This window comes from Gordonia sp. NPDC003950 (genome assembly GCF_053605205.1).
This window is the reverse complement of record NZ_JBSGIT010000010.1, coordinates 119,376-138,047: the sequence shown is the minus strand read 5'-3', so window position 1 is coordinate 138,047 and position 18,672 is coordinate 119,376. Positions and strand designations below refer to the sequence as shown.

20 protein-coding genes are annotated in these 18,672 nt (G+C 66.1%); 10 read left to right on the top strand and 10 right to left on the bottom strand.

The window, feature by feature from the left end; genetic code table 11:
- Positions 1 to 6: 6 nt before the first annotated feature.
- Complete coding sequence (locus ACWETB_RS11190; protein ID WP_449742090.1) at positions 7 to 1,119, top strand: NDMA-dependent alcohol dehydrogenase; 1,113 nt, start codon at positions 7 to 9, stop codon at positions 1,117 to 1,119.
- Between the two features lie 153 nt (positions 1,120 to 1,272).
- Here ACWETB_RS11190 and ACWETB_RS11185 read toward each other — a convergent pair whose 3' ends face one another.
- From ACWETB_RS11185 to ACWETB_RS11140, 10 genes are read right to left on the bottom strand one after another with little or no spacing between them, the layout of a single operon-like run.
- A complete protein-coding gene (locus ACWETB_RS11185; RefSeq protein ID WP_452211127.1) occupies positions 1,273 to 2,214 on the bottom strand; it encodes an AraC-like ligand-binding domain-containing protein in 942 nt (313 codons plus the stop codon).
- Positions 2,215 to 2,233: 19 nt separating this feature from the next.
- Positions 2,234 to 3,550 carry a phenylacetate--CoA ligase PaaK gene (gene paaK / locus ACWETB_RS11180; protein ID WP_452211125.1) on the bottom strand — a complete coding sequence of 439 codons (1,317 nt, stop codon included), beginning with the start codon at positions 3,548 to 3,550 and terminating at the stop codon, positions 2,234 to 2,236.
- A gap of 58 nt (positions 3,551 to 3,608) precedes the next feature.
- A complete protein-coding gene (paaE, locus tag ACWETB_RS11175) occupies positions 3,609 to 4,712 on the bottom strand; it encodes a 1,2-phenylacetyl-CoA epoxidase subunit PaaE (protein WP_452211123.1) in 1,104 nt (367 codons plus the stop codon).
- Position 4,713: 1 nt separating this feature from the next.
- Positions 4,714 to 5,223, bottom strand: coding sequence for a 1,2-phenylacetyl-CoA epoxidase subunit PaaD (paaD, locus tag ACWETB_RS11170; protein ID WP_452211121.1), 510 nt, complete (start codon positions 5,221 to 5,223; stop codon positions 4,714 to 4,716).
- A 1-nt stretch (position 5,224) separates the two neighbouring features.
- A complete protein-coding gene (gene paaC / locus ACWETB_RS11165; protein WP_449742095.1) occupies positions 5,225 to 6,142 on the bottom strand; it encodes a 1,2-phenylacetyl-CoA epoxidase subunit PaaC in 918 nt (305 codons plus the stop codon).
- Between the two features lie 11 nt (positions 6,143 to 6,153).
- Entirely contained in the window at positions 6,154 to 6,447 is a 294-nt protein-coding gene (gene paaB / locus ACWETB_RS11160) for a 1,2-phenylacetyl-CoA epoxidase subunit PaaB (protein WP_348804684.1), read from the bottom strand.
- Complete coding sequence (gene paaA, locus ACWETB_RS11155) at positions 6,444 to 7,394, bottom strand: 1,2-phenylacetyl-CoA epoxidase subunit PaaA (RefSeq protein ID WP_449742096.1); 951 nt, start codon at positions 7,392 to 7,394, stop codon at positions 6,444 to 6,446. Before paaA ends, paaB begins: the two co-directional genes overlap by 4 nt.
- 39 nt (positions 7,395 to 7,433) lie before the next feature.
- Complete coding sequence (locus ACWETB_RS11150) at positions 7,434 to 8,213, bottom strand: enoyl-CoA hydratase-related protein (RefSeq protein ID WP_449742097.1); 780 nt, start codon at positions 8,211 to 8,213, stop codon at positions 7,434 to 7,436.
- Positions 8,214 to 8,217: 4 nt separating this feature from the next.
- Complete coding sequence (locus ACWETB_RS11145; protein ID WP_452211118.1) at positions 8,218 to 9,078, bottom strand: 3-hydroxyacyl-CoA dehydrogenase family protein; 861 nt, start codon at positions 9,076 to 9,078, stop codon at positions 8,218 to 8,220.
- Positions 9,075 to 9,842 carry an enoyl-CoA hydratase/isomerase family protein gene (locus ACWETB_RS11140; RefSeq protein WP_449742099.1) on the bottom strand — a complete coding sequence of 256 codons (768 nt, stop codon included), beginning with the start codon at positions 9,840 to 9,842 and terminating at the stop codon, positions 9,075 to 9,077. The genes ACWETB_RS11145 and ACWETB_RS11140 overlap by 4 nt, the downstream gene beginning before the upstream one ends.
- Positions 9,843 to 9,971: 129 nt before the next feature.
- Here ACWETB_RS11140 and ACWETB_RS11135 point away from each other — a divergent pair, with 129 nt between their 5' ends.
- The 9 genes from ACWETB_RS11135 (at position 9,972) to ACWETB_RS11095 (ending at position 18,623) form a co-directional block, all read left to right on the top strand.
- On the top strand, positions 9,972 to 10,589 hold the full coding sequence (locus ACWETB_RS11135; protein ID WP_449742435.1) for a TetR/AcrR family transcriptional regulator: 618 nt from the start codon (positions 9,972 to 9,974) through the stop codon (positions 10,587 to 10,589).
- A 78-nt stretch (positions 10,590 to 10,667) separates the two neighbouring features.
- Complete coding sequence (gene paaZ / locus ACWETB_RS11130) at positions 10,668 to 12,704, top strand: phenylacetic acid degradation bifunctional protein PaaZ (RefSeq protein WP_449742100.1); 2,037 nt, start codon at positions 10,668 to 10,670, stop codon at positions 12,702 to 12,704.
- Between the two features lie 34 nt (positions 12,705 to 12,738).
- Positions 12,739 to 13,053, top strand: coding sequence for an EthD family reductase (locus ACWETB_RS11125; protein WP_449742101.1), 315 nt, complete (start codon positions 12,739 to 12,741; stop codon positions 13,051 to 13,053).
- A complete protein-coding gene (gene paaI / locus ACWETB_RS11120) occupies positions 13,050 to 13,478 on the top strand; it encodes a hydroxyphenylacetyl-CoA thioesterase PaaI (protein ID WP_452211115.1) in 429 nt (142 codons plus the stop codon). Before ACWETB_RS11125 ends, paaI begins: the two co-directional genes overlap by 4 nt.
- 143 nt (positions 13,479 to 13,621) lie before the next feature.
- A complete protein-coding gene (locus ACWETB_RS11115; protein ID WP_449742103.1) occupies positions 13,622 to 14,893 on the top strand; it encodes a flavin-containing monooxygenase in 1,272 nt (423 codons plus the stop codon).
- Between the two features lie 37 nt (positions 14,894 to 14,930).
- Positions 14,931 to 15,377 (top strand): RidA family protein, encoded by a 447-nt coding sequence (locus tag ACWETB_RS11110; protein ID WP_449742104.1) that lies wholly within the window; start codon positions 14,931 to 14,933, stop codon positions 15,375 to 15,377.
- The gene (locus ACWETB_RS11105) at positions 15,374 to 16,048 is read left to right on the top strand and encodes a DUF1028 domain-containing protein (protein ID WP_449742105.1); all 675 of its coding nucleotides are present in this window, start codon (positions 15,374 to 15,376) and stop codon (positions 16,046 to 16,048) included. The genes ACWETB_RS11110 and ACWETB_RS11105 overlap by 4 nt, the downstream gene beginning before the upstream one ends.
- Positions 16,045 to 17,208, top strand: coding sequence for a M20 family metallopeptidase (locus ACWETB_RS11100; protein ID WP_452211112.1), 1,164 nt, complete (start codon positions 16,045 to 16,047; stop codon positions 17,206 to 17,208). Before ACWETB_RS11105 ends, ACWETB_RS11100 begins: the two co-directional genes overlap by 4 nt.
- Entirely contained in the window at positions 17,205 to 18,623 is a 1,419-nt protein-coding gene (locus ACWETB_RS11095; protein WP_452211110.1) for an aspartate ammonia-lyase, read from the top strand. The genes ACWETB_RS11100 and ACWETB_RS11095 overlap by 4 nt, the downstream gene beginning before the upstream one ends.
- The last annotated feature ends 49 nt before the right edge of the window (positions 18,624 to 18,672 follow it).

Sequence of the window (18,672 nt, the reverse complement as noted above, 5' to 3'; positions counted from 1 at the left end):
TCACTCATGAAGACTCAGGCAGCGGTCCTGTGGGAACCCGGTCAGGACTGGAAGGTCGAGGAGCTCGAACTCGACGACCCGAAGTACGGCGAAGTGAAGGTTGAACTCGCCGCGTCGGGAATGTGTCACTCCGACGAGCATGTGCGCGACGGCAGTGTGCCCGTCGGTATGTACCCCTACATCGGCGGACATGAAGGTGCCGGCGTGGTCACCGAGATCGGTCCCGGAGTCAAGTCCGTCGAGGTCGGCGACCACGTGGCACTGGGCTTCATCCCGGCATGTGGTCGGTGCCCGTCGTGTGCCAAGGGCATGTCCAGCATCTGCGATCTCGGCGCCAATCTGCTTGCCGGGGTGCAGCTCTCCGACGGAACCGCACGCCATCACGTCAACGGTCAGGATGCCGGATTGATGTGTCTGCTCGGCACCTTCGCCCCGGTGACGGTGGTCAACGAGGCATCGTGTGTGAAGCTCACCAAGGACATCCCGCTGGACAAGGCCGCACTCGTCGGCTGCGGTGTCACCACCGGATGGGGCTCGTCGGTGTACGCCGCCGGCGTCTCCGCGGGTGAGACCGTTGTCGTACTCGGTATGGGCGGTGTGGGTTGTGGTGCGGTACAGGGGGCTTCGCTCGCAGGTGCACGTCACGTGGTTCTCGTCGATCCCTCCGAGTTCAAGCGTGAACAGGCGAAGATCTTCGGCGCCACACACGCGGTGGCCACGATCGACGAAGCACTGGCGCTGCTACAGGACATCACCTGGGGACAACTCGCCGACAAGGTCCTCATCACCGTCGACGTGGCTCGCGGCGACCTGGTCGGCCCGGCCATGAGTTTGGTCGCCAAGGGTGGTGTGTGCGTCCAGGTTTCGGTCGGAGATCTCACCGCCACCGACGTCACCATGAGCCTGTTCGATCTCACCGCCATGCGAAAGACCTTCAAGGGAGCCTGGTTCGGAAATGCCAACATCCGCTTCGACATTCCGCACCTGCTCCGGCTGTACATGGAGGGCCAGCTCAAGCTCGACGAGATGATCACCCGCACGTACACCCTCGACCAGGTCAACGATGGATACGCGGCAATGCGCAGGGCCGAGAACGTCCGTGGCGTGATCATGTACTGATCCGAAGTCCTCGCGCTCGACCGGCGGGTCGTCCCACCAAGTATCTTCCCGCTGGTCGAGTAGCCCGTCCCGTGGGCCAAGCCGGTCAGGAGCGATAGCCGAATGGGGAGGTGCCCAACCAGCGGGAGTGAGGATGCTCGCTCAGCGGACAGGTCAGTGGACCGACAGGTGGTTGTCTCGGTACTGGCGCGGACTCATCCCGTAGGCATTCTTGAACAGCCGTGAGAAATGTGCGGCGTCCACGAGACCATTTGCTGCACAGATTGATCCGACGCCGCGGTGGGACTGCGCGGGATCGGCGAGGTCTCGTCGACATCGTTCGAGTCGACGTTGCCGGATGAAGCCGGCGACACTGTGTCCGTCGTGTGCGAACAGCTTCTGCAAGTAACGGAGCGACACGTGATGGTGCGCCGCCACGGCCGACGGCGTCAGCGTCATGTCACCGAGTCGCGCATCGATGTATGCCCTGGCCGACAGCAGAATCGTCTCACCGGCCCCCAGCGAATCGTCGGGTGAGCCCGCGCGCAGTGCCGCGCTCACCAGATCGGCCACGGCGTCAGTCACCAGGGTTTGTCCCACTGACCCGGAGTCGTCGGGCGACGATGCCCGCAGGGCTATCAGCATCGGGCGTAGCAGGGCGCCGACTCCCGACGTGGTGGAGATCGCCCGTGCGGTGGCATGACGCAACTCTGAATCGCTGATACGCAATGACTCTCGCGGCAGCACTGCCACCAACATGTCGAAGGTGCCGGCGAAGGAGAGGTCGTAGCGCTCGCTGGTGTCGTAGACGGCGAGATCACCGGGACCCAGCGCGGCCTGACGTTCATACTGCGTCACCGTGGACGTGCCCGCCATCTGTAATGCCACCTTGATCACGCCCGGATCCGAACGCCGGATGGTGCGGGGAGATCGACGAACATGCGCCGACGATCCCAGCACCTCCGACAGTTGCAGGTCACCGAGCGACCGACTGTGCAGCCCACCCTCGAACGATCCGAATCCGGGGGTGAGTGGCGTCGCATCGAGAGGGACGAACGCCTGCGAAATCGCCTCGCGCCATCCGTCGAAATCCAGCGGGCGGTCGCACATGGTCATTCGGCTCACATCACTCTCGTCACGCCTTCGGCCGGTTGTCCACCAATCGCTTTGCCTTGCCCGTCGACCGCTGCAGGGTGCCGGGTTCGGCGATGGCCACGTCCACGGTAACGCCGATCCGATCCTTGATGAGCTTCTTCAGTGAATGCGCAGCGGGTTCACGGTGATCGGCGGAGACATCGGGACGATACTCGACATGCACCGTCAGGGTGTCCATCCGACCGGGCCGGTCGAGGACGCACTGGAACTGTGGGGCCAGCGGCGGCAATGTGAGGATGAGTTCCTCGATCTGGGTGGGAAACAGGTTGACCCCACGCAGGATGATCATGTCATCGGTGCGTCCGGTCACCTTCTCCATTCGACGCATCGTGCGTGCGGTACCCGGCAGCAGACGCGTGAGATCCCTGGTGCGATAACGGATGATCGGCATCGCCTCCTTGGTCAGCGAGGTGAAGACAAGCTCTCCCTCCTCGCCGTCGGACAGTACCTCACCGGTGAGCGGGTCGATGATCTCGGGATAGAAGTGGTCTTCCCAGATATGCAGTCCGTCTTTGGTTTCCACGCACTCCTGCGCCACCCCGGGCCCCATGACCTCGGACAGTCCGTAGATGTCGACGGCATCCATGTTCAGTTGCGCCTCGAGCTCGGCGCGCATCTGTTCGGTCCAGGGTTCGGCACCGAACACACCGGTCCGCAGCGAGGTCTGCGCAGGGTCGATGCCCTTGGCGATCATCGCGTCAACGATCGTCAACATGTACGAGGGGGTGACCATGATCGCGTCCGGAGCGAAGTCCTCGATCAGCTGGATCTGCCGCTCGGTCATACCGCCAGACATGGGAATGACGGTGCAGCCCAGTCGCTCTGCGCCGTAGTGGGCACCCAGACCGCCGGTGAACAGGCCGTATCCATAGGCCACATGCACCTTGTCCGACGGCCGGACACCCGCCGCGGCCAGGCTGCGCGCCACCAGATCCGCCCAATTGGTCAGATCATTGGCCGTGTAGCCCACCACGGTCGGACGCCCGGTTGTTCCCGACGAGGCATGAATCCGCGACACCTGATCCTGTGCCACGGCGAACATGCCGAACGGATAGTTTTCCCGCAGATCTGTTTTGGCGGTGAACGGGAACAATGCGAGATCGCCCAGGCACTTCAGATCCGAGGGGTGAACACCCTTCTCGTCGAACGCCTTCCGATAGTGCGGGACGTTCTCGTAGGCGTGCTGCAGTGACCATTTCAGGCGCGTCAACTGCAGATCGGCGATGCGGTCACGGCTCGCGTACTCGATGTCGACGGTATCCGCTCCGCCGGCGGGACTGCTCAGGGTGCTGGTCATGGTGGGCTCCATGCTTGTGGGTCGGTGGGCTGCGTTGTCGTGAGGAGGGGTGTGGTGATCAGGCGTCGAAATCGATGGTGACATCATCAGATAGCGGGTAGGACTGACAGGTCAGGACGAACCCGGTGGCCACTTCGGACTCGTCGAGTGCGTAGTTGCGTCGCATGTCGACTTCACCGCAGGTGACCTTGGCGCGGCACGTCCCGCACACTCCGCCCTTGCAGGCGAACGGCAGATCCGAACGCAGGTCCTCACCCGCGTCGAGGATCGTCTCGTCGCGGGGTAGGGCGCCCGCCACCGACCTGCCGTCGAGCACGAGGGTGACCTCGCTGGTCGGGCCCGAGGCGCCGCGTTCGCGATGACGATCCATCGGCGGTGGAGTGGCCTCCACGTAGAACAGTTCGTGGTGGATGCGGTCTTTCGTGATCTCCTGCGAACGTAGGACATCCTCTGCCGTCTCCACCATGCCCAAGGGGCCGCAGAGCCAGAAGTGGTCGATGTCGGTGGTGGGCACCACCGTTGTCAGGATCTTCTCGAGACGTCCGCGATCAAGTCGGCCGCTGAACAGTTCGGACTCGCGGGGTTCGCGGGACAGGACGTGGATGACGTCGAATCGCGGACCGTGTGCATCCTTCAGGTCGGCGATCTCTTCGGCGAACATCACCGACCGGGTTCTGCGGTTGGCGTAGATGAGGGTGACCTCGGTATCCGGGTTGGCCAGCATGGACGCCGCGATCGACAGCATCGGAGTGATACCCGAGCCCGCGGCGATCAGCAGATGTCTGCCGCCCGAATCCGGGTCGGCGTGAAAGGAACCGGTCGGCGGTGAGACCTCGATGCGATCCCCCGGACGGACATCGTTGACCAGCCAACTCGAGAACAGTCCGCCGTTGACCTCACGCACCCCGACACGCGGCGCCGTACCCGCCGGTGCGCAGATCGAGTAGCTTCGACGGTGCTCGACCCCGTCGACGGTGCGACGCAACGTCAACGACTGGCCCGGGCGAAACACATACTCGTCGTGGAGTTCCGGCGGCACCGCGAAGCGGACGGCGACGGCGTCGTCGCACAGCGACTCGATGTCGGCGACGGTCAGGGCGTGAAAACCCCGCCCGCGCGCGGGCGCCGTCACCGGGACCGCCGTGGTGGTGCTGGTCGTCATGTCAGATCTCCTTGACGTGATCAAACGGTTCGGCGCAGGTCAGACACTGATAATGCGCCTTGCACAAGGTGGCACCGAACTCCGAGATCAGCTGCGTGTGATCGGATCCGCATTGCGGACAGACGACGGCACGCGGACGGACGGTCAGCGTCAGCGGGATTGGCCCCGGCGCGCGGAGCGGCGCCGCCGCAGGTGGCGAGTATCCGGCCGCGACGAGCTTGTCTCGACCCGCGGCCGAAATCCAGTCGGTGGTCCACGGCGGGGTAAGGCTGGTGCGGACGACGACGTCACCGAATCCGTGACGCGTCAACGCCGAGATGATGTCGTCACGAATCGTGGCCATCGCGGGGCAACCGGAGTACGTGGGCGTGATGGTGACAGTTACCCGGCCGGCGTCGTCGATCTCGACGTCACGAATGATGCCGAGATCGTCGAGGGTGACCATGGGCATCTCCGGATCGAGCACGTCGGCGACGATCGCCCGCGGTGATTGTGTTGCTACGGCGGTCATCTCACCACACTCCTTCCGGATGTCGTCGCGCTACGCTCTGCATCTCGGCGAGGATGTAACCCATCTGCTCGGTGTGCAGCCCGTCGCGCCCGGCGCGACCACCGACCCGCCCAATCCGGCCGACCTCGGGTGTCTGCACCTCCGCGGCGTGCAGAACCTGCCCGATGACCTCGTCGAATTCACCTCGCACGGTGGCGGGATCGACGCCGACACCGGCCGCGGCGAGAGCGATCTCCTCGGCGGTGGGGACAAAGAGCTCGTCGACGTACGGCCAGATCTGAGCCAGGGCAGCGGCCAGTCGTCGTGTGGATTCGTCTGTGCCACAACCGAGTGTGACTATCCAGCGAGCCGCGTAGTCGCGATGGTAGGTCAGTTCCTTGACGCCTTTGTCGGCCACCGCGGCCAGGACCGGATCACGGGAGGTCCGCAACCGGTCCACGATGGCGAGCCGCCAGGTGGCGAAGATCAGCAGCCGGACCATCGAGACCGCGAAGTCGCCGTTGTCGACCTCGGTGAGATGTACGTTGCGGAAGTCCTGCTCGTCCCGGAAGAATGCGAGGGCATCCTCGTCAGGTATCGGTGTCGTGTCCGAGATGTGCGGGACCACAGTGGGATCGGCGGCTGCCGCACGGGCGAGAAGCAGTCGCGCGGCGCCGAGCAGATCGAGACCGATGTTGGCCAGCGCCACTTCCTCTTCGAGTTCGGGTGCATGGGTGCACCATTGGGCGAGACGGTGCGCGCTGATCAGCGCGTCGTCACCCAACATGAGGCAGTACGTCGCGAGTGCGTGGCGGTCGACGTCGTCGGGGACGGTGGTGTCGACGCCGGCGAGCGGGTCGTCGAAGCTGGTGCCAAAAGCCCACTGCCCGTGCGAGTCCTCGTCGACGAGGCCTTGATATGCGTTGTCATGGTCTGTCATGTCGGCATCACTCACATGTGGGGGACGTTGTCGGGGATCTCGTAGAACGTGGGATGGCGGTACACCTTGTCGCCGCTGGGAGCGAAGAAGGGGTCCTTCTCCGACGGACTGGTGGCGACGATGTCGCTCGAGCGCACCACCCAGATGCTGACTCCCTCGTTGCGGCGGGTGTAGACGTCACGGGCGTGCCGCAGGGCCATCTCGTCGTCGGCGGCATGCAACGAGCCGACGTGGACGTGGTTGAGTCCGCGCTTGCCGCGCACGAAGACCTCGTACAGCGGCCATTGCGCCTTGATCTGGCTCATCGGTGATTCTCCTGTTCTCGCGCGGCGAAGGCGGCGGCGGCGTCGCGGACCCACGCTCCGTCGTCGTGGGCGTTGCGGCGCACCGCGATTCGTTGGGAATTGGTGGCGCCGTTACCCTTGACGACCTCGGCGAACTCACTCCAATCCGGCTCACCGAAGTCGTAGTGCCCGCGGTCGGGATTCCATGCCAGGTCCGGGTCGGGGAAGGTGACGCCGAGGGCTTGCGCCTGCGGCACACTCATGTCCACGAACTTCTGCCGCAGATCGTCGTTGGTGTTGCGTTTGATGCCCCACGCCATCGACTGTTCAGTGTTGGGTGACCGGTCATCGGGAGGTCCGAACATCATCAGCGCCGGCCACCAGAACCGGTCGACCGATTCCTGGACCATCGCACGTTGTTCGTCGGTGCCCGCCATCATCGTGGTGAGCAGTTCGTAACCCTGGCGCTGATGGAACGACTCCTCCTTGCACACCCGGATCATCGCGCGCGCGTATGGTCCGAAGGAGCTGCGGCACAACGGCACCTGGTTACAGATGGCGGCCCCGTCGACGAGCCAGCCGATGGTACCGACGTCGGCATAGGTCAGCGTCGGATAGTTGAAGATCGAGGAGTACTTTTGCTTGCCGGAGATGAGCTTCTCGGTGAGGTCGTCACGATCGGCACCGAGTGTCTCCGCAGCGGAGTACAGGTAGAGACCGTGGCCGGCCTCGTCCTGCACCTTGGCCATCAGGATCGCCTTGCGCCGCAACGACGGCGCCCGGGTGAGCCAGTTGCCCTCGGGCTGCATGCCGATGATCTCCGAGTGTGCGTGCTGGGCGATCTGACGGATCAGCGTCTTACGGTAGCCGTCGGGCATCCAGTCGCGGGGTTCGATACGCGCCTCGTCGGCGATCGTCGCGTCGAACCACTCCTGCAGGTCGGTGGTGTCGGTGGTGGGGCTGCTCATCTCATCTGCCTTGTTGTCGGGGGCTGTACTGCCGTGCGTTCAGCGGCCGGCGAAGTGGGGCGTGCCCTTGTTCAGGAATGCCTGGACGGCGCTCGCGTGATCAGCGGTGGCACCCAGATGTCGCTGGGCGTCGAGTTCGCGGTCCAGGGCCGCATCGAGTCCGGTGGCGGACGCGCCGACGAGTGTCTTGATCCGGCGGAACGCTTCGGTCGGGCCGGTGGCGAGACGTGCCGCCGATTTCTTCACTGACGTGTCGAATTCGGCGTCGTCGACGACGCGGTGCACGAGTCCCCAGTCGGCGGCCTGTGCGGCATCGAAGCGGTCGCCGAGCATCAGCAGTCCCATCGCCCGGCTCGCGCCAAGCATCGAGACGAGGTGATGCGACAGGCCGGAGTCACTGGCCAGCCCGATGCCGGCGAAGGCGGTCGCGAATGTCGCGTTCTGCGAGGCGATCCGGATGTCGGCGGTCAGCGCAATGCCGAGTCCGGCGCCGACGCAGGCTCCGCGGATGGCGGCGATGACGGGAACGTCGATGGCCGCGAGGGCCCGGATCACCGGGTTGTAGTGGTCGGCCACGGTGTCCATCGCGTGTTCGGGCGATTTCTCCAATTCGGCGACGTGATCGCCGAGATCCTGTCCGACGCAGAAGTTCTTGCCGTCGGCGGCGAGCAGGACCGCACGCACGCTGCGGTCGCCGACGATCTTCTCGATCGCCTGGAGTAGTGCGACCTTGGTGTCGACGTCGAGCGCGTTGTGGGCTGTCGGGCGGGCCAGCGTGATGGTGGCGAGCCCGTCGGCGATCTCGAGGGTGGTGGTCATGCTCTCAGCCTTTCCAGTCATAAAAGCCGCGGCCGCTCTTGCGTCCGAGTTCGCCGCGAGCGACCTTGTCACGCAATAGCTGTGGCGGTTCGAAGCGTGGTCCGAGGGTCGCGGCGAGATGTTCGGCGACGGCGAGACGTACGTCGAGACCCACCAGGTCGGTGGAGCGCAGCGGACCCATCGGATGTCGATAGCCCAGTTCCATGGCCTGATCGATGGATTCGGCGTCGGCGACGCCCTCCGCCAGCATGCGGATGGCCTCGAGGCCCAGGTGCACGCCGAGGCGGCTGGTGGCGAAGCCGGGTGAGTCGTTGACGACGATCGCGGTCTTGCCCAGCGCCTGCGCCCAGCCGACCACGGCGTCGACGGTGACCTCGGCGGTCTGCGGTGCACGGACGATCTCGACCAGTTCCGACACCGGTACCGGATTGAAGAAGTGCATCCCGACGAAACGGGACGGATCGGACAGTGCCGCAACGAGTTCGGCGATCGACAGCGAGCTGGTGTTGGATGCGATGATCGCGTCGGCGTCGAGCGTCTTCGCGAGTTGGGTGAGGACGTCGAGCTTGAGCGCGGTGTTCTCCGGAACCGCCTCGACGACGAGGTCGAGATCCGCGGGTAGCTCGTCCGGCGCACCGACGGTGCGCACCTGCGCGAGGACGGCCTCGGGTTGCGCCCCGTCCAGCTTGCCGCGTTCGGCGGCCCGCCGCAGTCCGGTCTCGACACGCTGGTATGCGGCCTGCTGATCGACGGTCTCGGCGATGGTGACCGTCGCCCCGCGTTCGGCGAAGACCTGCGCGATGCCGGCTCCCATGCGACCACCGCCGACCACGCCGACGCGGGCCGGGACCTGTTTGCTGCTCATGACTTCCTCTCCAGAAACGCACTCATCCGCTGGGCCTTGTCGGCACTCTCGAAGAGCACGGCCTGCACGATGTCGTCGGCCCACGGGTGATGTCCCGGGGCGTCGATGACTTTCTTCGACAGCCGCAGCGCCAACAGCGACTGCGTCACCACCCGATCGACGAGGGTGTGGGCGGCGACGAGCGGATCGTCGGCGATCTCCATCACCAGACCATGCCGCAGGGCTGCGTCGGCATCGAGCCGCACTCCGCCGAGCAGGATCTGCTTGGCCACCGACGTACCCACCAATTGCGGCAGCCGGTAGCTCGCGCCGGCGGCCGCGAGAATACCCAGCGCCGGTTCCGGGTTGCCGAACACCGCGTCGGGGGCCGCAACCCGGATATCGCAGGCGTAGGTGAGCTCCGCTCCCCCGCCGAGCGCATAGCCGCGCACTGCGGCAACGGTCGGCAACGGCAGGGCCGCCACCCGATCGAAGAGCGTGCGGTTGATGCCGGCGAGCGCGTCGTCGCGGGTGCGACGGGCGAGTTGGGCGATGTCGGCGCCGCCGGCGAAGTTGCCGCCCACTCCGGTGAGGATGACCGGCTTCGGGGCCTGCTCGACGGCGGCGCAGACCCGGTGCAACTCCGCGATCATCTCGCCGGTGATGGCGTTGCGCCGGTCCGGGCGGTTCAGCGTCACCACATAGCGGTCACCGCCGTCGTCGAACCGCACATACTCCAGGCCGTCGAGCACCGTGGCCGTGTCCTCGGTAACACCAGTGGGCATCTTCGCACCTCCTCACACTGTGGACCTTTCAATTAATAACCGACTATTTGGTCGGTTCGCAAGCCCTGGGTCGAAATACCCATCAACTCACGCGTCGGCGTTTGTCATGATGAGCACGTGACTGATGAGCTGATCGGGGCAAAACCCGCGAAACGCACCGGCCGCCCGGGGCGCCCCGGCTACGACCTCGACTCGCTGCTGGCCGTGGCGGTCAAGGTCTTCAACGAAAAGGGCTACGACGGCACCAGCATGGATGTGCTCGCCGACCGGCTCGGCCTGAGCAAGTCGTCGATCTACCACCACGTGTCGGGTAAACAGGAGCTCCTCGAGCTCGCCCTCGGCCGCGCCCTCAATGCCCTGTTCGCGGCCACCACCGAGGCGGGTGCGACCGAAGGGAAGTCCATCGAGCGCCTGGAATACCTGGTCAGACGCAGTGTTGAGATTCTGGCCGCCGAGCTCCCCTACGTGACCCTGCTGCTACGCGTGCGCGGAAACAGTGCCGTCGAGAGGCGCGCACTCGCCCGCCGGCGCGAGTTTGACGAGTTCGTCGGCAACCTGGTGATCGCGGCGGCGGAGGAGGGCGACGTCTCCCCCGAGGTCGATCCTGCCCTTGTCGCGCGGCTGCTCTTCGGCACCGTCAATTCGCTGATCGAGTGGTACCGGCCCCGCGTCGGCATCAGTGTCGATGATCTCGCCGACGCCGTCGTCGCGATGACCTTCGACGGTCTGCGCCGACGCCGCGCCTGACGTATCCCCCTCTTGACACGGGACCTTCGTCCCAGCGATGGTAATTACCGACCGAATGGACGGTAGAGGGAGTTGACTGTGAGCGCAATGTTGGACAGCTACGCGCAGGGACGCTGGTACACCGCACCGGATGAGGGCACCGCGTTGCCCGATGCGGTCGACGGAACGGAGGTCGCGAGGATCAGCTCGACCGGTCTCGATCTGGCCGGGATGGTGACCTACGCACGAACCGTCGGCGGGCCCGCGCTGGCGGCACTGACCTTTCACGAACGCGCCACGCTGCTCAAACAACTCGGACTGACCCTGATGGCCGGCAAGGAGGAGTTCTACGAGCTCTCCCGCCGAACCGGCGCCACCGATCGCGACTCGGCCGTCGACATCGACGGCGGAATCGGCACCATCCTCAGCTATGCGAGCAAGGCGCGCCGCGAACTCCCCGACGACACGGTGTATCTCGACGGAGCGGTGGAGACGCTGGGCAAGAAGGGTACCTTCGCCGCCCAGCACATCTACACCTCACGCCGGGGAGTTGCGGTGCAGATCAACGCCTTCAACTTTCCGGTGTGGGGTTTCCTGGAGAAGCTGGCGCCGGCGTTCATCGCCGGTGTGCCCTCGATCATCAAGCCGGCCAGTGCCACCGCCTACCTCACCGAATTGGTGTTCCGCCGCATCATCGAGAGCGGCATCCTCCCCGAGGGCTCGGTGCAATTGCTGTGCGGGAGCGCGCGCGATCTGCTCGATCACCTCGACGGCCAGGATTCGGTGGCCTTCACCGGCTCCGCCGACACCGCCGCCCTGCTGCGCGCACATCCGACGGTCGTCTCATCGGGTCTGCACTTCACCGCCGAGGCCGACTCGCTCAACGCGTCGATCCTCGGCACCGACATCGGTGTCGACGATCCCGAATTCGAGCTCTACATCAAACAACTCGTCACCGAAATGACCGTGAAGGCCGGCCAGAAGTGCACCGCGATCCGCCGCGCCCTGGTTCCCGAACCGCTCGTCGACGCGGTGATCGAGGCAGCATGTGCGCGCCTCGCGAAGGTCCGCGTCGGCAATCCGAGCAATCCCGACGTCCGGATGGGGGCACTGGCGGGCATCGAACAACGCGACGAGGTACTCAAGGCCGTTCGCGGACTGACCAAATCCGCCGACATCGTCTTCGGCGATCCCGATCATGTCGACGTGATCGACGCGGATTCCGGGAAGGGCGCCTTCCTGTCTCCACTGTTGTTGCGGGCCAACGATTCCACTGCACCCGAACCACACGACATCGAGGCCTTCGGGCCGGTGGCCACCGTCATCGAGTACCGCGACACCGCCGACGCCGTGGCGTTGGCGGCGCGCGGACAGGGCAGTCTGGTGGCGTCGCTGGTCACCAGGGATTCCGGCCTCGCCGGCGAGGTGGTCCGAGGACTCGCCCCATTCCACGGGCGCGTGCTGGTGCTCAACTCCGAGGATGCCGCCGAATCCACCGGTCACGGTTCGCCGTTGCCGGTCCTCGTTCACGGTGGTCCCGGGCGGGCCGGTGGCGGTGAGGAACTCGGCGGTATCCGCGGGGTGCTCCACCATATGCAGCGCACCGCCGTTCAGGGGACGCCGAATGTGCTGACCGCCGTCGGGCATCGCTGGGTCAACGGTGCCGATCGCCGGGAGAGTGACGTGCATCCCTTCCGGAAGGATTTGTCACAGTTGCAGATCGGCGACACCATCGTCGGCGGGCCGCGCACCGTCACGCGCGCCGACATCGACCACTTCGCCGAGTTCACCGGTGACACCTTCTACGCCCATACCGATCCGGTTGCGGCCGCGGCCAATCCACTGTTCGGCGGGATCGTTGCCCACGGGTACCTGGTGGTATCGCTGGCGGCCGGACTGTTCGTCGACCCGGCTCCGGGTCCGGTCCTGGCGAACTTCGGGGTCGACGGTCTGCGGTTCCTCACGCCGGTGAAGGCCGACGACAGTCTGACGGTCACATTGACCGCCAAACAGATCACGCCACGCCAAAGCGCCGACTACGGTGAGGTGCGCTGGGACGCCGTCGTCACCAATGCCGACGGCGCTCCGGTCGCGACGTACGACGTTCTCACCCTGGTCGCCAAGGGCCAGGACTGACCCGGTTGTCACCAACCGAATTGAGGAGCACACCATGACCATTCGCGTTGCCGTCTGCTACGGCGAGCCCACCGACCCCGCCGCCTTCGACGAGTACTACGAGCGTGTGCACATCTCGCTGGCCAATGCGATTCCGGGCCTGACCGAGTACACCTACGCCAAGGCGTCATCACTGGACGGTTCACCGGCACCGTACTATTCGGTGGCCAGCCTGTACTTCGCGGACGCGGAGTCACTCAAGGCCGGGCTGACCTCACCGGAGATGGGCGCGGCCGCCGCCGACGTACCCAACTTCGCCACCGGCGGCGTCACCATGTTCACGCATGAGGAAACCTCGGTCCGCCCATGACCGCAACACCCGCGTCCTCGCTTGAGGATCACCCGATCGCTCGCCGGATGTGGGCCGAGGACAACGCATCCCGCGCGCTCGGCATCGAACTCGTCGAACTCGGTCCCGGGCGGGCCCGGACCTCGATACGGGTCGGGACGCAGATGGTCAACGGCCACGGCATCACCCACGGCGGCTACGTCTTCATCCTCGCCGACACCACCTTCGCCCTGGCCTGCAACAGCGGCACCGATGCCGCCGTGGCCGCCCGCTGCGACATCCATTTCCTCCGGCCGACCCGTGAGGGAGACGTCCTCGTCGCCGAGGCCCGCGAGGTGCGGAGTTTCGGCCGTAACGGCATCTATGACGTGACCGTCACCTGCGATGGTGACGTGGTCGCGGAGTTTCGCGGTGACAGTCGGACGATTCCGGCGCGGCGGGACTGAGTGCGTCGGGCCGAACTCCGACCGCTCCTTACATCGATTGAACCGATGCACTAGCTCAATTAAATGCGCTGTACAGAACCAATCGGCCCCTGAATCATTGACGGCAACATACGTGATGATCAGCGGACCATTGGAGGGTTACGGTGACGAACGAACAAGTCGAGGTGCTGATCGTCGGCGCAGGTCAGGCCGGTATCGCGATGAGCGAACACCTGAGCGCACAGGGTCTGGACCACCTGGTGCTCGAGAAGGACCGCGTCGCCGAGCGGTGGCGCTCCTGGCGCTGGGATTCCCTCGTCGCCAACGGCCCCGCCTGGCATGACCGCTTCCCGGGCATGACCTTCGCCGGTGACCCCGACGCGTTCGTCGGCAAGGAGGGCGTCGCCGACTATCTCGCCGCCTACGCGGCAAAGATCAACGCGCCGATCCGCACCGGCGTCGAGGTGACCTCGGTCCGCAAGCTCGACGACGCTGCCGGATTCCGGGTGACCACCTCCGACGGAACGATCGACGCACGCTACGTCGTCTCGGCCACCGGCGCCTTCCAGAAGCCGGTCATCCCGCCGTTGGTTCCCGCGAACTCCGCACTGCACCAGATCCATTCGAGCTCGTATCACAATCCGCAGCAGTTACCCGATGGTGCCGTCCTCGTCGTCGGAGCCGGTTCGTCGGGAGTGCAGATTGCCGACGAACTGCGGGCGTCAGGACGTTCTGTGTACCTCGCCGTCGGCCCGCACGACCGGCCCCCGCGCAGTTACCGTGGCCGCGACTTCTGTTGGTGGCTGGGCGTTCTCGGTAAGTGGGATGCCGCAGCTCCCCCGGCCGGAGCCGAGCACGTGACGATCGCGGTCAGCGGTGCGCACGGCGGGCACACCGTCGACTTCCGTAGCCTCGCCGCCGACGGCATCACCCTGCTCGGTCGTGCCGAAGGGGTGACCGACGGCGTGATGACCTTCGCCGACGATCTGCGCACCAACATCGAGGCCGGAGATTCCAACTACCTGTCGATGCTCGACGAGGCCGACGCGTATGTCGCCCGCAACGGCCTCGACCTGCCGGAGGAGCCCGAGGCACGGGTGATCGGCCCGGAGCCGGCATGCGTCACCGACCCTATCCGGTCACTGGACCTTGCCGCACACGACATCACGTCGATCGTGTGGGCCACCGGCTTCGCCTACGACTACGGCTGGCTGCAGGTGGACGCGCTCGACGAGAACGGTCGCCCCCGCCATCAGCGTGGCATCTCCAGCGAGCCCGGCGTGTACTTCCTCGGGTTGCCGTGGCTGTCACGCCGCGGGTCCAGCTTCATCTGGGGCGTGTGGCACGACGCCAAGTATCTCGCCGATCAGATCGCCATCCAGCGTGGCTATCTCGCCTACCGCGCGCCGGCGGCGGAGCCGGTCGCGGTCAGATAGTCCGCCGACCCCCACCACACCGAGAGGACACCACACCATGACCGCCGCCCCACTGACCCCCACCCACACCCGCATCCGGCCGTTCAACACCCGCGACACCTACCCCGAGCAGAACCTCGACAACGACCTGTGCCAGGCCGTCGTCGCCGGTGGCGTCGTGTATCTGCGCGGACAGATCGGCCAGGATCTCGACACCCGCGAATCGGTGGGCATCGGCGACATCGAAGCCCAGACCGAGAAGGCCATGAGCAACATCGCCATGCTCCTCGAGGAGGCCGGAAGCTCGTTGCGCGACATCGTGAAAGTGACCGTCTACCTCACCGACATCCGCTACCGCGAAACCGTCTATCGGGTGATGGGACGCTGGCTGACCGGCGTTTTCCCGGTGTCAACCGGCCTCGTCGTCGAGGCCCTCGCGCGCCCCGAGTGGTTGGTCGAGATCGATGCCACCGCGGTACTGAGCGATTCGGGAGATGCCCGATGACCATGTCACTGATCGCCCGTGACCCGGCTACCGGAGCCTTCGGCATCGTCATCTGCTCCTCGAGCCCGGCGGTCGCGGCCCGTTGCGCGCACGTACGACCAGGCGTCGGTGTGGTGGCCTCGCAGAACATCACCAATCCGGCGCTGGGCACCGCGGCGCTGGACGGCCTCGCGGCCGGTTCGGATGCCGCCACCGCACTGAAAGCCGCTCTGGCGCAGGAGGAATTCCCCGATCACCGGCAGGTGACCGTGGTCGACGCGCGGGGCACCGGCGCGGCCCACTCGGGTGCGCTCAGCCTCGGCGTCCACCATCACCTCGTCGGTAATCAGGCCGTGGCCGCAGGCAATCTCCTCGCCGACGCGTCGGTGATCGATGCCCTGCTGGCCGGCTACACCGACAGCGGCTCGACCGACTTCGAGCAACGTCTCCTCGACGGGTTCCGCAGTGCGCTCGAGGCCGGCGGTGAGGCCGGCCCGGTCCACTCGGCGGGACTGATGGTCACCGACGACGTGGCGTGGCCGGTCACCGACCTGCGGGTGGACTTCGCCGAGGATCCGTATGCCGATCTCGAAGCGCTGTGGCGTCTGTGGCAACCGCAGAAGGACGACTACCGGGTGCGCGGCATCGACCCGACCCGCGCCCCGTCATATGGTGTTGCGGGGGATCTGTGACCTCGCCCGACGCGATCGTCTCGACTCAGGTGACCGCCGATCACGGCGTCCTCACCGAACTGTCCCGCGACCTCTATGATCACCCCGAAATCGCTTGGGAGGAAGAGCGTTCCGCCCGTCGAGTGGCCGATCGGCTGGCCGACGCCGGATTCTCGGTCACCGAGCGCTTCTGCAACCTGGACACCGCCTTCGCCGCCGTCGTCGGCAGCGGCGATCTGCATATCGCGCTCTGCGCCGAATACGACGCCCTGCCCGGCCTCGGCCATGCCTGCGGCCACAACCTGATATCGGCGATCACCGTCGGCGCGGCACGTGCGCTGGCCCCGATGGTCGACGACCTGGGCATCACGCTCAGCGTCATCGGCACCCCGGCCGAGGAGGGCGGCGGCGGCAAGATCGAGATGCTCGAACGCGGCGGATTCGACGGCCAGCACGCCGCGGCGATGGTCCACCCCGGTCCCGTCGACGTCGCCCGCGCGCGACCATTCGCCGTGTCGCACAGCCACGTCGAGTATCGCGGCAAGGCCGCACACGCCGCCGCCTACCCCGAACGCGGTGTCAACGCCGCCGATGCCTTCACCATCGCCCAGGTGGCGATCGGATTGCTCCGTCAGCAGTTGCCCTCGTCGGTACGCGTGCACGGCATGATGACCCGTGGCGGTGAGGCACCCAACGCCATCGCCGAACGCACCGAGGGCCGGTGGTATGTGCGCGCCGAGACACTCGCCGAGCTGGCCGAGGTGGAACCCCGCGTGATGCGGTGCTTCGAGGCGGGTGCGCTCGCCTCCGGCGCACAACTGACCGTCACCCCGGAATCCAAGCCCTATGCCGAATTCCACACCGATGACGAGCTTCTCGGCTGCTACGAGCGGCGCGCGCTGGCTCTCGGACGACGCTTCGAGTCGGGTGCCGATTCGATGATGGCCCGCGCATCCACCGACATGGGCAACGTGTCGCAGGTGCTGCCGGCGATTCACCCGTACATCGGGATCGATTCCATGCCTGCGGTGAACCACCAGATCGAGTTCGCGGCCGCCACGCTCACTTCTGCGGCCGAAGCCGCCATCGCCCAGGGTGCCATCGCGTTGGCCGGCACAGTGATCGACGCGGCGAGCACCTCATCGATCCGGCAACGCCTCATTCTCCGGGAGCCGCGATGATCTCCACCGACCGAGATGCCGTGCGCATCGAACACGATCTGCTGGGTGACCATGACGTCCCCGCCGACGTCTACTACGGCGTGCACACCTGCCGAGCGTTGGACAACTTCCCCATCAGCGGGGTGCCGATCTCGCGGTACGACGATCTGGTGATCGCACTCGCCGCAGTGAAACAGGCCGCCGCCGAGACCAATCGCGATCTCGGCCTCCTCGACGTCAACGTCGCCGAGGCGATCATCGTGGCCTGCACCGAGATCCGTGAGGGCGCGCTGCACGAGCAGTTCGTCGTCGACCAGATCCAGGGTGGGGCCGGCACGTCGACGAACATGAACGCCAACGAGGTGATCGCCAATCGGGCCCTGGAGATCCTCGGATATTCGCGGGGCCGCTACGACATCGTCCATCCCCTCGAACACGTCAATCTCGGGCAGAGCACCAACGACGTGTACCCGACCGCGGTGAAGGTCGCCCTGGCCCGTGCGGCGCACGCCCTGGAGACCTCGTTGCGCGGGTTGGCTTCTCGGTGCCGATCCAAGGCCGATGAGTTCTCCGACGTCCTCAAACTGGGCCGTACCCAACTCCAGGACGCAGTGCCGATGACGCTCGGCCAGGAGTTCGGCGCGTACGCGGTGACCATCGCCGAGGACGCCGACCGGATGAGTGAGGCAACTCTGCTCATCACCGAGATCAATCTGGGTGGCACCGCGATCGGCACCGGCCTCAACACCGACCCCGATTACGCGGCACGCGCCTGCGATCGGCTTGCGGCCATCACCGGCCTACCACTGAGCAGCGCCGACGACCTCGTGGAGGCGACCTCGGACGTCGGGGCCTTCGTTCAGTTGTCCGGCGTCACCAAGCGCGCCGCGGTGAAACTCTCCAAGATCTGTAACGACCTGCGGCTGTTGAGTTCTGGCCCACGATCCGGATTCGGCGAGATCACCCTTCCGGCGGTGCAGGCCGGATCGTCGATCATGCCCGGCAAGGTCAATCCGGTGATCCCCGAGGTGGTCAACCAGGTAGCGTTCGAGGTGATGGGCAATGACCTCACGGTGAGCGTCGCGGCCGAGGCCGGGCAGTTGCAGCTCAACGCTTTTGAGCCGATCATCGTGCGCGCACTGCTCTCCTCGCTGACCCGCCTGACCGCCGCGGTCGACGTGCTCGGAGCACGCTGCATCGCCGGGATCGCACCGAACGTCGACCGGATGCGGGACGCCGTCTACGGTTCCGCCAGCCTGGCCACCGCCCTGAACCCCCTCCTGGGCTACGAGACCGCCACAGCCCTGGTCGCCGAAGCGATGTCGACCGGAGCATTGATACCCGATCTCGTGCGGCGCGGGGCACTTCTCGACGAGGCGGTACTCGAGAAGGTCTTCAGCCCGGAACGTCTGTGCCGGACCGACACCGGTCGATGACGTCGTGCGGTCACCTGGGTGATCGCGTGGCCTCCGATATCCCCCATCG

What these genes read in the sequence shown, in the direction of transcription:
- ACWETB_RS11190 (WP_449742090.1), top strand. Translation starts at nt 7, where the DNA reads ATGAAGACTCAGGCAGCGGTCCTGTGGGAACCCGGTCAGGACTGGAAG.
- ACWETB_RS11185 (WP_452211127.1), bottom strand. Translation starts at nt 2,214, where the DNA reads ATGACCATGTGCGACCGCCCGCTGGATTTCGACGGATGGCGCGAGGCG.
- paaK (WP_452211125.1), bottom strand. Translation starts at nt 3,550, where the DNA reads ATGACCAGCACCCTGAGCAGTCCCGCCGGCGGAGCGGATACCGTCGAC.
- paaE (WP_452211123.1), bottom strand. Translation starts at nt 4,712, where the DNA reads ATGACGACCAGCACCACCACGGCGGTCCCGGTGACGGCGCCCGCGCGC.
- paaD (WP_452211121.1), bottom strand. Translation starts at nt 5,223, where the DNA reads ATGACCGCCGTAGCAACACAATCACCGCGGGCGATCGTCGCCGACGTG.
- paaC (WP_449742095.1), bottom strand. Translation starts at nt 6,142, where the DNA reads ATGACAGACCATGACAACGCATATCAAGGCCTCGTCGACGAGGACTCG.
- paaB (WP_348804684.1), bottom strand. Translation starts at nt 6,447, where the DNA reads ATGAGCCAGATCAAGGCGCAATGGCCGCTGTACGAGGTCTTCGTGCGC.
- paaA (WP_449742096.1), bottom strand. Translation starts at nt 7,394, where the DNA reads ATGAGCAGCCCCACCACCGACACCACCGACCTGCAGGAGTGGTTCGAC.
- ACWETB_RS11150 (WP_449742097.1), bottom strand. Translation starts at nt 8,213, where the DNA reads ATGACCACCACCCTCGAGATCGCCGACGGGCTCGCCACCATCACGCTG.
- ACWETB_RS11145 (WP_452211118.1), bottom strand. Translation starts at nt 9,078, where the DNA reads ATGAGCAGCAAACAGGTCCCGGCCCGCGTCGGCGTGGTCGGCGGTGGT.
- ACWETB_RS11140 (WP_449742099.1), bottom strand. Translation starts at nt 9,842, where the DNA reads ATGCCCACTGGTGTTACCGAGGACACGGCCACGGTGCTCGACGGCCTG.
- ACWETB_RS11125 (WP_449742101.1), top strand. Translation starts at nt 12,739, where the DNA reads ATGACCATTCGCGTTGCCGTCTGCTACGGCGAGCCCACCGACCCCGCC.
- paaI (WP_452211115.1), top strand. Translation starts at nt 13,050, where the DNA reads ATGACCGCAACACCCGCGTCCTCGCTTGAGGATCACCCGATCGCTCGC.
- ACWETB_RS11110 (WP_449742104.1), top strand. Translation starts at nt 14,931, where the DNA reads ATGACCGCCGCCCCACTGACCCCCACCCACACCCGCATCCGGCCGTTC.
- ACWETB_RS11105 (WP_449742105.1), top strand. Translation starts at nt 15,374, where the DNA reads ATGACCATGTCACTGATCGCCCGTGACCCGGCTACCGGAGCCTTCGGC.
- ACWETB_RS11095 (WP_452211110.1), top strand. Translation starts at nt 17,205, where the DNA reads ATGATCTCCACCGACCGAGATGCCGTGCGCATCGAACACGATCTGCTG.